Origin of the sequence: Faecousia intestinalis, assembly GCF_040096185.1 — a bacterium.
Classification (GTDB): domain Bacteria; phylum Bacillota; class Clostridia; order Oscillospirales; family Oscillospiraceae; genus JAZOXB01.
Window position 1 is genome coordinate 1 of record NZ_JBBMFF010000172.1, and the last position, 14,175, is coordinate 14,175.

General features: G+C 58.0%; 13 protein-coding genes, 3 tRNA genes and 1 pseudogene. 10 read left to right on the top strand and 7 right to left on the bottom strand.

Features of this window, described 5'->3' with window-relative positions:
- The coding region (locus WMO66_RS04855) for a hypothetical protein (RefSeq protein WP_349135262.1) at positions 1-233 on the top strand (233 nt) is incomplete at its 5' end.
- A 132-nt stretch (positions 234-365) separates the two neighbouring features.
- On the opposite strand, the gene WMO66_RS04860 is transcribed toward WMO66_RS04855, so the two are convergent.
- From WMO66_RS04860 to WMO66_RS04875, 4 genes are all read right to left on the bottom strand, one after another.
- A complete protein-coding gene (locus WMO66_RS04860) occupies positions 366-1,649 on the bottom strand; it encodes a hypothetical protein (protein ID WP_349135263.1) in 1,284 nt (427 codons plus the stop codon).
- Positions 1,650-1,849: 200 nt separating this feature from the next.
- A complete protein-coding gene (locus tag WMO66_RS04865) occupies positions 1,850-3,220 on the bottom strand; it encodes a DHHW family protein (RefSeq protein ID WP_349135264.1) in 1,371 nt (456 codons plus the stop codon).
- A gap of 18 nt (positions 3,221-3,238) precedes the next feature.
- Positions 3,239-4,723, bottom strand: a complete 1,485-nt coding sequence (locus WMO66_RS04870; protein WP_349135265.1) for an MBOAT family O-acyltransferase — start codon at positions 4,721-4,723, stop codon at positions 3,239-3,241.
- Positions 4,724-4,803: 80 nt separating this feature from the next.
- Entirely contained in the window at positions 4,804-6,189 is a 1,386-nt protein-coding gene (locus WMO66_RS04875) for an alanine/glycine:cation symporter family protein (protein ID WP_349135266.1), read from the bottom strand.
- Between the two features lie 111 nt (positions 6,190-6,300).
- Here WMO66_RS04875 and WMO66_RS04880 point away from each other — a divergent pair, with 111 nt between their 5' ends.
- Entirely contained in the window at positions 6,301-8,919 is a 2,619-nt protein-coding gene (locus tag WMO66_RS04880) for an ABC transporter ATP-binding protein/permease (RefSeq protein ID WP_349135267.1), read from the top strand.
- 322 nt (positions 8,920-9,241) lie between these two features.
- Here the strand turns inward: WMO66_RS04880 and WMO66_RS04885 are convergent, their stop codons facing one another.
- Together WMO66_RS04885 and WMO66_RS04890 are read right to left on the bottom strand one after the other, a co-directional pair.
- Positions 9,242-9,703 carry a hypothetical protein gene (locus tag WMO66_RS04885; protein ID WP_349135268.1) on the bottom strand — a complete coding sequence of 154 codons (462 nt, stop codon included), beginning with the start codon at positions 9,701-9,703 and terminating at the stop codon, positions 9,242-9,244.
- 98 nt (positions 9,704-9,801) lie between these two features.
- Complete coding sequence (locus tag WMO66_RS04890; protein ID WP_349135269.1) at positions 9,802-10,119, bottom strand: hypothetical protein; 318 nt, start codon at positions 10,117-10,119, stop codon at positions 9,802-9,804.
- A gap of 317 nt (positions 10,120-10,436) precedes the next feature.
- On the opposite strand from WMO66_RS04890, the gene WMO66_RS04895 reads away from it, so the two are divergent.
- A complete protein-coding gene (locus WMO66_RS04895) occupies positions 10,437-10,559 on the top strand; it encodes a hypothetical protein (protein ID WP_349135270.1) in 123 nt (40 codons plus the stop codon).
- Positions 10,560-11,324: 765 nt separating this feature from the next.
- Positions 11,325-11,369, top strand: a pseudogene (locus WMO66_RS04900) (hypothetical protein); the annotation flags it as partial.
- Positions 11,370-11,590: 221 nt separating this feature from the next.
- On the opposite strand, the gene WMO66_RS04905 reads toward WMO66_RS04900, so the two are convergent.
- A tRNA-Pro gene (locus WMO66_RS04905) sits at positions 11,591-11,667 on the bottom strand.
- Between the two features lie 98 nt (positions 11,668-11,765).
- On the opposite strand from WMO66_RS04905, the gene WMO66_RS04910 reads away from it, so the two are divergent.
- The 6 genes from WMO66_RS04910 (at position 11,766) to WMO66_RS04935 (ending at position 14,083) form a co-directional block, all read left to right on the top strand.
- Positions 11,766-12,005, top strand: coding sequence for a hypothetical protein (locus WMO66_RS04910; protein WP_349135275.1), 240 nt, complete (start codon positions 11,766-11,768; stop codon positions 12,003-12,005).
- Positions 11,974-12,540 carry a metalloprotease gene (locus WMO66_RS04915; protein ID WP_349135271.1) on the top strand — a complete coding sequence of 189 codons (567 nt, stop codon included), beginning with the start codon at positions 11,974-11,976 and terminating at the stop codon, positions 12,538-12,540. The genes WMO66_RS04910 and WMO66_RS04915 overlap by 32 nt, the downstream gene beginning before the upstream one ends.
- A 57-nt stretch (positions 12,541-12,597) precedes the next feature.
- Positions 12,598-12,686: transfer RNA gene (locus WMO66_RS04920), tRNA-Ser, on the top strand.
- A 24-nt stretch (positions 12,687-12,710) separates the two neighbouring features.
- Positions 12,711-12,802 (top strand) — tRNA-Ser (locus WMO66_RS04925).
- 263 nt (positions 12,803-13,065) lie between these two features.
- Positions 13,066-13,608 (top strand): GNAT family N-acetyltransferase, encoded by a 543-nt coding sequence (locus tag WMO66_RS04930; RefSeq protein WP_349135272.1) that lies wholly within the window; start codon positions 13,066-13,068, stop codon positions 13,606-13,608.
- Complete coding sequence (locus WMO66_RS04935) at positions 13,601-14,083, top strand: YbaK/EbsC family protein (protein ID WP_349135273.1); 483 nt, start codon at positions 13,601-13,603, stop codon at positions 14,081-14,083. The genes WMO66_RS04930 and WMO66_RS04935 overlap by 8 nt, the downstream gene beginning before the upstream one ends.
- The last annotated feature ends 92 nt before the right edge of the window (positions 14,084-14,175 follow it).

Here is a 14,175-nt window from a genome sequence, read left to right on the forward strand (position 1 = left end):
TAAAGGAAGCCAGCAGCACTGCCATGCATACCAAAAATGCCAAAAAGCGTCTCTTCATATGTTCCGCCTCCCATTCAACTAGACTATACCAGATGGGAGTCAACAGCGAACGATTTCTTCTCTGCCTCTCCCGCCTCTATTCGACCATTGGAATCACCTTTGCCTTTCGTACAGAATTCCCACTGCAGAGGTCTCCGCAGAATTTTCATCTCTTGATACATTTTGTAGCCTGAGTATATCACTTCTGAATTTCCAAGGCAAGAGGTCTTGGCGAAATTATCCACAAATTTTTGTAAATTTTGTTGGAAACGTTTACGTTATTGTCTTAAATCTTGTATATTTTAACGAATATTCATTGCAGCCTGTCAGCGGAACGCTCCGTCATAATTGCTTCGGTAAAAGTCTTCTTTGCTGATATGACACAGCTCGTAATTTCCGGGCGAATTGCTCAGCAAACCGGCGAAATACCCGTCGCACTCATAATGCGCAGAGAACGGCATCGCGTTCTCGCCGCGGGTATCCAGCTCGATCACGGAGCCGTCCGCAAGGTCGACCGCCCAGGCATTACAGGCGTTCTCCGTTCCGCACAGGACGATCGCATGGCCGTCCAGAAGCAGATAGTTGTAGAATTTCCGTTCCTGCTCGTGGGTGAAGAGCTTTTTGGTCTCCTGTGTCTCCATGTCGTAGACATAAACGCTGCGACCGACCTGATACACGGCATATTTTCCCCAGCTCCTATGCGGATCCGCCGACCAGACAAAAGGCTCCGACCCGTCCACGATCGTCGTTTCCACCCCGGTTCTCAGGTCCCGCGAAAGGATGCGATAGCGGATATAGAGCCGCTCGTACTCGTCCCACGAGGCCTCCTCCGGCTGCTGCGCGGCCCAGTCCGCAAAGTCCGGCGCGCCCTCCGCCGTTTCCTGCACCTGAAAAACGGCGCAGTCGCCCCAGACGCCGTACAGGTCATAATTTTCGGCATGTTCGAGGATCGTCGCCTCCTCTCCCGTCTGCAGATCAACGGAGACAAGGCGGTTTTCCTGCTCGTCCCGCGTCAGCTGGCCGTCTTCCGGCAGATAGGCCGCTCTGGTCACGGTGAGATAGGCCTTCCCAAAGGAAATGCAGCGCAGCGTGCAGCGGTATTCCTCGCCCTCGTTCTCCGGCTCCCAGCTTGCAAGGACCCGGAGCGCCCCGCCGGAGAGCGGCCGCGAGACGAGCGACGCTGCGGACTCGCCGTCCTGCAGGACAAGCGCATAGAGGCTGTCCCGATATTCCGCCAGCGCGCTCAGGTTGCCGAAGCAGGCGCTGCAGGTGCTGTCATTGTGCCGGCAGCCGCTTTGATAACACGGAACATAGGCTGTGCGGGTCACAGGATCGTAGGCCTCAATATAGGGATGAAGCATCATATCCCACTGCCAGAACCCGCCGGTCGACGGCGAATCGGCCATGTTGATGGAGACCAGAAGATTTTCCTCCGGGACCGGGTAAGTCGTGATGGCGGTCTCCGCCGCGGGCGGCTGAGTTGGCTGCGCGCTCTCCGGCGGCGTGCTCCCCTGCCGGACGCTTTCAGCCGCAGGCGCGGCATAGCAGCCGGTCAGAAGCAGAACGCCAGACAGGAGCAGAGCCAGCCGTTTTCCGATCGATGTGTTCATCTGTTTTCCCTCCCTTTTTTGCAGCCTGAGTATACCATTTCCGCCCCGGCAGAACAAGGGAGATACCCGTAAGGATTTCTTAAGATTTGTTTAATTTGAATAAAAATACGCAGAATCATTTTTCACATTTATTCACTATTTTGCTGAGGGGTACAAAAAAGCGGAAGCCGGGCGGCTTCCGCTTTAGGAGACAGTATTACTCAGTCAACGAGGCGCTCGAGCCAGGTGATGTAGGAATCGGAATTCAGCATGATGGGATAGTCCAGCACGATGCAGTCGTTCACGCCCTGTTCCTTCGCAAAGGCGGTCAGATCGAGGCTGGGCTTGCCGTCGCGGTTGAATTCGCGCGGATCGATGGCGATGATCTTGCTGTAGTGGCTCGTGAGCCACGGCGTGAAGGCGTTGCCGTAGGACTCCTTGAGGATCATGCACACCGGGCCGTCGACATTTGTCTTGATGACGGTGATGGGATGGTCGCCGCCGAGGAATGTCAGGTATTTGTTCGACGTATCGTCCACCTTGCAAAGCGTGCCGCCGAAATATTCCATAGAGAACTCCGCATCCGGGTACCACTTCGTGTCCAGATCGACGAACGGGCGCCAGAACTGCACGGTGTCCGGGTTGTCCGCAAGGGCCTGACTCTGGGGATAGGCCTTAATAGCGCTGTAGAGCGAGCCGAGGAAGCCGGTGTATTCGCCGCTTTCAAACTTGCTCAGCGGCTCGGCCTTGAGGCCCGCGCTCTCGCAGAAGGCTGTGTAGGCATAATAGGCGCCGAGGGCCGTCCAGTGGTGGTCCGAACGGAAGTAGAGGTATTCGTCCTTGTGTGCCTCAAGCTTGCTGTAGGCATCGACCGCGATCGCCGTGCTCTTGAGCTCCTTCAGGCGGTCATAGCACGCCGCGATCATGTCCGTCTGCAGCATGTGCTGGTTCTCCGCCGGGGCGTAGAACGCGGCCGCATTCGGCACGGCGATGGAGAACGTGCGCACGCTGCTGCCAAGCTTCGCAGCAATGTCGTTCACCGCATCGGCATAGGAGCGGATGGTGTCCTTGTCGCCATAGGGGACCTCCATGGCGCGGTCGCCCACGACGAGCACGGAGCCGAGCTCCTCTGCAGCAGCGTCGGGATCCTGCGTCTGGGTGGGCTGAGTCGGCTCCGTCGGCTCGGTGGAGTCGGTGGCCGTCCCGCTCGTCCCGCTGGGCTGGGTCGAGGACGAGGGCGTCGTATCGTCCGTCGACGGCAGGGCTTCGCCGTGGTTGGCTGCGCCGCCGTTCATATTGATGACGAGCTGCGCGCCGTCCTTCGAGCCGCCGCTGAAGTAATAGAAGCCGTTGAGCGAGCGGTTCGCATTCATCAGCTTTTCGCGGTTCGGGAACGTATCGGCAAAATAGTCGCGGTAATCCGAGGCGTAGCTGCCGTCGAGCATGGCGGAGAACGTCAGCTTCGGGCGGGTCTTCAGCTTGCGCCGCTCGGATTCGGAATAGGTCGCATCCTTGTCCAGCAGGGCATACAGGCCGATGCAGAGCATGCCGGCCAGCAGCAGGCAGGACAGGATGGTGTAGATTCGTTTCATGCAGAGCACCTCCGGGAGTCAGAATTGCGCATACATGGACGGCGAACTCGTCGAACCGACAAGGGACACCGTGCACAGCCACAGCAGCAGGATGAGGAACAGAAAGACGCTGGCAAGGTAAATGCCCTTTTTCACCGTCACGGCGCCGCGGCGGTCGGAACGCCCCATGCCGAACAGGCCGCTCCAGATAAAGCCGAACCAGCGCGGAAGCACGGACGAACCGATGAGGCAGGTCAGGAGCAGCGGCAGCGAGTTTTTGAGCTGCAGCGAAACACCTGAGCCAGCAAAGCTCGTTCCGCCGCCGAACATGGCGGCAAATGCCGAGCCGATGCCGGAGAGCGACGTATTCATGAACAGCACCCAGCCGATGAGCACAAAGAACATCGTCACGAGGTTGCGCACGATAAACGGGAGCGTTTCCAGCTTCGGGGCGATCTGCTTTTCGATGGACAGCAGCACGAAGAAATACAGGCCCCACAGCACAAAGTTCCAGCTTGCGCCGTGCCACAGACCTGTCAGTGCCCAGACAGCCAGCAGATTGAGGATCTGACGAGCCTTGCCGCGGCGGTTGCCGCCGAGCGGGATATAGACATAGTCGCGGAAGAAGCTGCCGAGCGACATATGCCAGCGGCGCCAGAACTCCGTGATGGACGTGGAGATGTACGGCAGGTCAAAGTTCTCGCAGTAGCGGAAGCCGAAGATGCGGCCAAGGCCAATGGCCATATCGGAATAGCCGGAGAAATCGAAATAGATCTGGAACATGAACATCAGCGCAGCGAGCCATGCGCCGACGAACGTGCCGTTTCCGCCGCCGGTGCTCAGCGACGCAACGACCTTGCCCGCATAATCGGCAAGCAGGACCTTCTTGGCAAGGCCAATGATAAAGCGCTGTGCGCCCTCGAAGGCCGCGCGCGGCGTGGTGCGGCGGTCCATGAGCTGCCGGGCAACCTGCTCATAGCGCACAATGGGGCCCTGCATCATCTTCGGGAACATAGAGAGGTAGAGCAGCAGATTGAAGAACGAACGCTCCGCCTTGACCTTACCGCGATAGACATCCGCCACATAGGAGATAACCTGGAAGGCATAGAACGACAGGCCGAGGGGCAGGGCGCTCGTCGGCGACCGGAAGGCAAAGCCAATGGAATTCAGGCCGTTCGTAATGCCGCGCAGCGCGGCAAGCATCACGCCGCCGTCCGCGACGGTGATGCCGAAGATGCCGAGGAAGAAGTCCAGATATTTGAACAGGCCCAGCACCGCCAGATTGACGACGACCGGCAGGAGGAGCGTATTGCGCTTCCCCGGCCGGATGCACCGCGCCATGGCGAAGTTTGCATAGGAAAGGCCGACGAGCAGCAGCACATAGACCGGCTGCCCCATGGCATAGAACAGCAGGCTGGCCGCCAGCAGGACGATATTCTTCAGCCGCAGACCGGGCACCAGAAAATAGACCAGCAGCGTCAGCGGCAGGAACAGATAGAGAAAATACAGGCTTGAAAATTCCATAGGCAGTCCACCTCTTTCGACAGTTTTTTCTCTCTCATTCTATCAGAATTCCGGCGGATTGCAAGCACTAATTTACATAATTACGTTTTTCCCGCAGGACGCCTGCTCCCTTCGACGACCTGTCTCCAGAGCAGCAGCAGGGCCGTGAGATTCGGCAGGGCCATGCACGCATTGAGGATATCTGCCAGCTCCCACGCCGCCTTCACGGACAAAAGCGGCGCAGTGGAGAGCGCGGCAAGATAGCACCATCGGTACAGGCGCTGCGCCCGCTGCGAGCCGCCCGTCAGATAGCGCAGGCACTGCTCGCCATAAAAATTCCAACCGATGATCGTGGAGAATGCAAAGAAGACCAGGCAGGCCAGCAGCAGGAACGACGACAGCCCCGCAGGCCATGGCAGCGCCGTGCGCCACGCCTGCTCCGTGATGCGGAAGCCTGCAAGCCCCGGCGCACACCACGCGCCCGTCACGACAAGGCACAGGCCGGTCAAGGAGCAGATGACGATGGTGTCGAGGAACGTTCCCGTCATGGTCACAAGACCCTGCCGGACCGGGTCCTCGTTGCTGGAGCAGGCCGCCGCGATCGGCGTGGAGCCGAGGCCAGCCTCATTCGTAAAGACGCCGCGGCCGATCCCCATCCGCAGGATGCGCCGCATTGTCAGCCCGCCCGCTGCGCCGGCGGCAGCGCGCGGAGAAAATGCTGAGACCGCGATCAGACGCAGCGCCGCCGGGATCTGCGCCCGGCAGCGCACAAGGATGAGCACGGAGCAGAGGACATACACGGCGGACATCAGCGGAACGACGAGCGAGCACACACGCGAGATGCGATCCGCTCCGCCGAGCAGCACCATGGCGGAGAACAGGACCGTCAGACCGCCCGCGATGACAGCCGCCCAGGTCACGGCGTTCCCGCCGGCCGTCATGGCGACGCTGCGCTTCAGCGGGTCGAAAAAGCCCTCGACCGCCGTCGTGATGCTGTTGACCTGTGCCACTGTGCCCACGCCGAGCAGGCCGACCGCCGCCCCGACGACCGCGAACGTCACGGCGAGCCAGCGCCAGCCCAGCCCCTGCTCGATGTAGCAGAATGGCCCCCCGAGCCACTTCCCGCCCTGCCGCCTGCGGTAGCGCACCGCAAGATAGCCCTCGGCATACTGCGTCGCCATGCCGAACAGCGCCGCGACCATCATCCACAGCAGAGCGCCCGGCCCGCCCGCGGCCAGCGCCGTGGCCACGCCGACGATATTGCCCGTGCCGATCGTGGCGGCAAGGGCCGTGCACAGCGCGGCATAGGGCGAGATGCCGTCCGCGCTCTCCCCGCCGCGGAAGATCGCGCGCAGTGCCTGCCCGAGCCGCCGCAGCGGCAGGCCGCGCAGGCGGAGCATGTACCAGATGCCCGTCCCCAGAAACAGTGCCATCATCGGCCAGCCCCACACAGCCTCGCCCACGCGCGCCAGAAGTGAATTCTGCATAGTACCTCCCCGATTCTGAACAATCCGTGAATTTTGGCCGCGCAGTTTGCCTTTTCCCCGGGCGGCCGGTATAATAATATGATGTATTCTATGGGAAGGGTATCATAATTTATGCTGGAACTCCAAGCGATCACAAAGGATTACCGCAGCGGCACAGAGTGCGTGCACGCGCTCCGCGGCGTGAGCCTGCGCTTTCGCGACAATGAATTTGTCTCCATTCTCGGTCCGTCCGGCTGCGGCAAGACGACGCTTCTGAACATCATCGGCGGTCTGGACCGCTACACGGCGGGCGACCTGCTCATCAACGGTGTCTCCACAAAGCAGTACCGCGACCGGGACTGGGACGCCTACCGCAACCACACCATCGGCTTTGTCTTTCAGAGCTACAATCTCATCCCGCACCAGAGCGTGCTGGCAAACGTCGAGCTGGCTCTGACGCTCTCCGGCGTTTCCCGCAAGGAGCGCCGTGCCCGCGCCATTGCCGTGCTGGAGAAGGTCGGCCTCGGCGATCAGCTGCACAAGCGCCCAAACCAGATGTCCGGCGGCCAGATGCAGCGCGTCGCCATCGCCCGCGCCCTCATCAACGACCCGGACATTCTGCTGGCGGACGAGCCGACCGGCGCGCTGGACTCCGAGACGAGCGTGCAGGTCATGGAAATTCTCAAGGAGGTCGCGCGCGACCGCCTTGTCATCATGGTCACGCACAATCCGGAGCTGGCCGAGCGCTATTCCACCCGCATCATCCGCCTGCTGGACGGCAGCGTCGTGGATGACACGCAGCCTTGCACGGCAGACGAACCGCAGGCCCCGCGCCCGGCCCGCACGGGCAGGACGTCCATGTCGTTCCTGACGGCGCTGTCGCTGAGCCTTCACAACCTGATGACGAAGAAAGCCCGCACGATCCTCATTGCCTTTGCAGGCTCCATCGGCATCATCGGCATCGCGCTCATTCTGTCGCTCTCGAGCGGCGTGCAGTCGCTCATCGACCGCATGGAGCGCGAGACGCTCTCGTCCTATCCCCTGACGATCCAGAAAAACACCGTGGACTTTTCGTCCATGATGAACATGCAGGCCGATGTTGAGCAGAGCATCGACGGGCAGGACCCCGACCGGCTTTATTCCGTCAGCGTCATGGGCAGCATGATGGACTCCATGATCCAGGGCTCCAAGACGAACAACCTGGCAGACTTCAAGGCTTGGCTCGACTCCGGCGAGAGCGGCATGGAGGAGCTGACGACGGACATCACCTATACCTACTCCACGCCCCTGACGATCTACCGCACGGACAACGGCCTGCAGAAGGTCAATCCCAGCACGCTGTTCTCCGATCTCGGCGTCATACCCGCCGATACCTCCGGCACACTGCTTGGCCAGAGCATGCAGATGGACGTCTGGACGCAGCTCACGGGCAACGAAGACCTGCTGAAGGCGCAGTATGACGTCGTCGCGGGCCGCCTGCCGGAGCAGTACAACGAGGTCGTGCTCCTTGTGAACGAGGACAACCGCATCACGGACTACACGCTCTATACGCTCGGCCTGCTCGATGCGCAGGCCCTGCAGGACGCCGTGGAGGCCGCGGCCCGCGGTGAGGATGTCAGCATCGACACCGAGGTGCACAGCTATTCCTACGACGACATTCTGGCGCTGCGCTTCCGTCTGCTGACAAACACGGACTGCTTCGTCCGGCAGGACGGACAGTGGGTGGATAAGTCGGACGACGAAGCCTATCTTCTGAACGTGCTGAACAGCTCAGACAAAATCGCCGTTGTCGGCATTCTCCGCCCTGCCGAGGGCGCAACGACCGGCAGCGGTCAGAGCGGCGTGATCGGCTACCGCGCCGACCTGATGACACATCTGCTGGACAAGGTCACCAGCGCGGAGATTGTCCGCGAGCAGCAGGCGGACCCCACAGTGGACGTCTTCACCGGTCTTCCCTTTGAGCAGGAGGAGCTGAAGGACGCCTACACCATGGAGGAGCTGCTGGCCTATACCGCGCAGCTGCCCGCAGAGGCACAGCAGGAGCTCATGGGCTATGTCAGCTCCATGCAGGCCGCCGGGATGGACGACGGCACGATCGCCACGCAGCTCATGCGCGCCGCGCTCTCGCAGTCCGACGGCGCGACCTACACCGGCAACCTCAAGCGCCTCGGCGTCTCCGACCCGGACGATCCAGAGGCCATCAACCTCTTCCCGAAGGATTTCGAGGCAAAGGACCGGATCGCCGACCGCATCGCGGAATACAACAAAACCCTGCCCGAGGACGCGCAGTTGGCCTACACGGACTATATCGGCCTGATGATCTCGTCCATCACGACGATCATCAACGCCATCAGCTACATTCTCATCGCCTTTGTCGCCGTTTCGCTCGTCGTCTCGTCGATCATGATCGGCATCATCACCTATATCTCCGTGCTGGAGCGGACGCGCGAGATCGGCGTTCTGCGCTCCATCGGCGCTTCCCGCCGCGACATCTCCCGCGTCTTCAACGCCGAGACGCTGACCATCGGCTTTGCGGCAGGCGCCATCGGCATCGGCATCACACTGCTGCTCATCCTGCCGCTCAATGCGATCATCCGCCATCTGAGCGGTCTGAGCGGCGTGGCCGCTCTCCCGGCCGGGGCTGCTGTTATCCTCGTGGCGATCAGTATGCTACTGACATTCCTCGCGGGCCTCATCCCGTCGCGCATTGCCGCGAAAAAGGACCCCGTCATCGCTCTGCGGAGCGAATGATCAATATACGAAAGGCAGGCTGCGCGGCATAAAAACCACGCAGCCTGCTGTTTGGATTTGATCAAAAACAGGAGGAGCCGCAAGCACCCTCTATCGGGCTTAATCGGCGGCATTCAATAATCCGTAAGCCGCAGCGGGGCAAGATGTTGGAATTTATATCGACCGTCATGCGCCGCTTTTCGAAATATAATTTATAGAATAGCCGTCCCACCCGTTCATGCAATGAATTAAAGTTGCATTTGATGTAATTGCAATCTGACAAAGTTCCGGTTCCCCCATGAATTCAGAAAGATCGTGATTGAAAATTTTCATAATCAGCGAATCAATATCCGATGTGGCTGCAAAGAACGCAAGAGAATAGGCGTACTGCGGAAACATCTGGAAGGCTGTCTGCGCTGTATGCTGTGGGAGCCGATTCGTTTTTCCCTACTGTGTGCGTTAAATTCATGGTAGAAGGATTCCAAGAGTGCAGCGTGCTATACTGCAGAGTATAGCGTGTTAACGATGCTGAGCCATGTTCGTCTGTCCAACCATGATAGAGATTGACTGCATGGCGAACAGCTTTTAAGAAATCACTTGCAACCGTGTAGTTAACCACTAGATGTAAATCCGGATCAGATTCAAAGGCAGCAACCACTTTTTGAATATTGATTCCATTCAACTCTTGAGGAATCGCAACTCCCAGAGTCAAAAGCTGTTCTACACATTCCTCTGGTTGCAAAGAGGAAAGAAGCGTTATTTCTTTGGCGCGGTTCTTCCCTTCAGCAGTAGCTTGTACAGTCATACATCATAGCAGACAAAGGTGCAGTAGAATAGCAAAAATTTTTTCACTTTCACTTTGAAAACTCCTTTCTGTTTTGAATAGATTTGATTCGCATTTCATCATTGAGTTATGGCACTATGCTCTTTGACGAAACTTCTTAATTCTTCGTAAAAATCTGCAAACTCTGTCCAACCAACAACTGGCGCAGATCTGTCCGAATCAACCTCAAGATCTGCAATTGCATCGCAAATTACAGATATTTCAAGATTCGCAGGAATCGAGATTCCATGGTCTGTAAGGCGCTGAAGGAGTATCGTTTCCTCCAGCTCCGACAGCTTCTGCGGCATCTGATTGTTGGAACAGGCGGAAAAAACACAGACAAAGCCAACTAGAGCAATTATCGCAACGATAACACGTTTTCTTTTAGCGAATAACATAGATCACACCTCCGAGAAGTTAATTTAATAATAAAAAGCGCACAGGCCGACTAATCACCAGTCCGGCCTATGCGCCAACAGAAACGATTTTGATACGACCTCTCCATAATCGGGAGCCGCACCAATACCACCAACACGCAAAACCGAACCGGGCATCATTGGGACGATACATGGCGTTACCTCCAATCATAGTTTGTCAGATAGGTATTCTATCCGCATAATAAGTCTACCATATAATGACCATCTTTTTCAATATGGCGGCAGCAATCTGTTTGTGAATTTTCTATAAACGGGTGGCCGTGAGAGGCACTTTGAAAATGGTAAAGGGGAGCGGTGCAAACTACTCTTATGAGAACTCCCTGCTCCTGTCTTTAGACAATATTGGTGGCGGCTACCGCTATTGTGCCGCAGAGAAAAATGAGGGCATCGTCTCCTATTAGATTCATCACGAAATATAGCAAAACAGACTGCACCCGTCAATGGTCGAGATAAACGCTTACGCGCCATTGACAGCCGCAGCCTGTTTCACTTTTCGGCAGACAAGGCGGGCAAGCACAAGCTGTGCCTGCCCGCCTTGATCTCAGATTGACTTGTTATTGTGTCTTTCTGCGCTTCTGAGCGAAGACAGCGATTCCCACAAGAGCGCCGCCGCTGACAAGCAGGAGTGAAAGCCAGAGGGTCGTGCTGTTGTCGCCGGTCGTCGGCATATTAGTCACGGGAGGAACGGGTGTGGTATTGGGATAGTAATGGCTGCCACCGCCGACATACGTCCATTGTGCAACATAGGTGACGTTACCGGTTACGGTGGCGCCCCATGCGGGCTTCCAGCCGTCAAAGCGATAGCCGTAGCGATAGGTGCTTCCCTTAAATGCGGGGGTAGTATCTCCGGCCTTGAGGTCAGCATAATTCTCGGTAGCAAATATACTGCCGTTCATACCATCGCTGTAAGTGACGGTGTAGCGGGTCTGAACCTCATGATTATCGCAGACGACCCAAATGCCCATCTGCTTGACCTCCTCCACGGGCATCCACATTTTATTTTCAGGGTCATACTTTACCTTGAAAGACAATCCCTCTGTGGTCTGCGTGGAGAGTACCTTGTGCATAATGCCCGTATCAGTGCTGAACTGATTGCAATATACAGAAGAAATCAGGGTAATGGTACGGTACGGCGATACACGGACGCGACCACCATTACAAAGCGGATGGTTGCAGAGCTGATCGACCATATTGAGGTGTACCACGCCGAAAAGCAAGACGGCATTACCAACCAGCGCGTCGATATTCACTATAACTGCATCGGTGCCTTTGATGTGCCGGATCGTCGGAAGATTCCGGAGGCCGACATTATCATGGAAACAAGAAAAGGCGTAGCACTCAGCTACGCCACGGAACAGGTTGCAGCTTTTCAGGAAATAAAAAAGCAGAGTGTCCATTACAGGATACTCAGATCCTATAAGGACACTCTGCATGGTCGGAGTGTCGGGATTCGAACCCGAGGCCTCTTGGTCCCGAACCAAGCGCGATACCAAACTTCGCCACACCCCGAAAGCATGAATATTATACGCACATTTTTCCCATTTGTCAAGACCCAAAGTATAATTTCCGGAAAACTTCATATAATTTTCTGGGAAGGGGGCGTGGCCATGCTGCAGCGTATGCGAAGAAACGTTCGGATCTGCCTGCTTCTGGTCTGCGCCGCGCTGGCGCTCAAGCTGTTCCTGCCGGAAGCTGGGCAGCGCATCGGGGCATGGATCTCCGGCGAACCGGGCAATGAGATCAGCCGCGCCGTTTCCGGCCTGCTCGGCACGCTGTCGGGCGGCGGCAGCCTCGGAGAGGCCATGGAGGTGTTCTGTGAAAATCTCGAAGCTTCCGCTCCGGATTGAGCCGGGGCTCGTCGCGCTGCTGTGCGCGTGGTTCTATTTCGACCCCGCCGGGACCTTCCTCCCCTTCGTCTGCGCGGCCGCGCTGCATGAGGCCGGGCATCTGGCCATGCTGCTCTGGCTGCGGCAGCCGGTACATAGTCTCTGCCTCGGCCTGCAGGGCACGGTGCTGCGGACGGGGCCGCTGCGCTACCGGGACGAGCTGCTCGCCGCCGCGGCCGGACCGGCGATGAATCTGGCCCTGCTGCTGGCCTTCTCGCGCACGCTGCCGCGCTTTGCGCTGGTCAATTTCTGCCTGCTGGCCTATAACCTGCTCCCCTTCTACCCGCTCGACGGCGGACGGCTGCTGCGCGCCGTGCTGCGGACGCTGCTGCCGCTGCGTGCAGCGGTCTGGGCCGAGCGCGGCGTCTGCCTCCTCTGCGGCGCGCTCCTGCTGGCATGCGCCGGATATCTGACGCTCTGCTGGCACGCCGGGCCGTGGCCTCTGCTGGTGTGCCTGCTGCTTGGGCTGCGCTGCTGCCGGAACGAGGAAATTTGACAGATTTATCTTGACAAATAGCGCACGGCATGGTAGAATAATCGAGCTTAATGATTCGGAGAGATGTCCGAGCGGTTTAAGGAGCCGGTCTTGAAAACCGGTGACGCAGCAATGCGCCGTGGGTTCGAATCCCACTCTCTCCGCCAAATTCTTCTCTCTGCATTCGACCTGGAGTGATACCCAAGAGGCCGAAGGGGCTCCCCTGCTAAGGGAGTAGGCGTGTAAAAAGCGCGCGAGAGTTCAAATCTCTCTCACTCCGCCAAGAAAAAAGCACTTGCTGCTGCAAGTGCTTTTTTCAATGGAATTCAGCATTTCAGTGTGTTAAATAGCACTTTATGTTATGTGCTTTCGGCGGTGGGTGGATTTCATATCACTTTCTGCGAAGCGTAAAAAATCACAGACGCGCCAGCGTTTCTTTCACATTTTGCGTCAGCAAAGTATTTCACCTCTCCTTACCGATCCTGCCAAATCGCCCGGCAGGATTTTTTCGTTTTATCCATTCTTCAATATAGGGAGGCGCGATCCATGGAGATCAGGCAGCTTGACCCGGCGGTCTATGCCGGGCGGAAATTCACGGCCAGCTACCGGACAAAGGGCTATTATGACATCTGCGCCGCGGAGGACGGCTTCCGTCTCCGCTACGTCCCGCTCGGAGCGCCGATGGAGAAGTCCTTTGACGACGAATTCTTCGGCGAATGGCTCGAAGAGCCGGTGGCATTCGGCGCCTTCGAGGGCGAACGGCTGCTCGGCTATGTGGAGGGCGCCCCGGAGAGCTGGAACAAGCGCTATCGCATCAGCAACATCTGCATTTTTGACGAAACCGCGCGCGGCAAGGGCCTTGGCACAAGCCTGATGCGGACCATCGAGAAGGCCGCAGAGGATGCCGGAGCGCGGATGATCGTTCTGGAGACGCAGACCTGCAACGAAAACGCGATCGCGTTTTACAAGCGGAACGGCTTCTCAATCATCGGGTTCGACCTGTATTCCTACTCCAACGACGACCCGGAGCGCCATGAGGTCCGCATTGAAATGGGAAAGAAGCTGAAATTGGAGTCGAAAGATGAATGAAGCGGAAATTCTTGACTATCTGACCACGCAGTGCATCGACTATGAATGTCAGCGTCATCCCGCCGTGCTGACCATGGACGAAGCCGAACGGCTTGCCCTCCCCCACCCGGAATGCGAGGCACGGAATCTGTTTGTGCGCGAGAGCCGGACGCACCGGTATTTCCTGCTGACGGCGCATGCGCGCGTGGACCTGAAAGCATTCTCGCGCCAGCAGGGGCTGCGCTCCCTGTCCTTTGCCTCGGCGGACGAGCTGCGCGAGATCCTGTGGCTGGAGACGGGAGTCGTCACGCCGCTCGCCCTGCTGAACGCGCCCGATGTCACGCTCTATCTGGACGAAGCTCTGCTGGGCAGCCGCATCGCGGTCCACCCGAACACCAACACCGCCACGGTGTGGCTGCAGACGGCCGATCTTGTCAGCCTGCTTCGCACACAATGCGTGCCTGTGGTGGCCGTCCCCTTCCCCTGTCTGGCCTGATACATCCCCTATACTTAGGGAACCTCTGAATAAATCGGCTGCGGCGCTCAGCGGGTCTTTCGCCCCAACTTATCGGTTTGAAAATCTTGAAA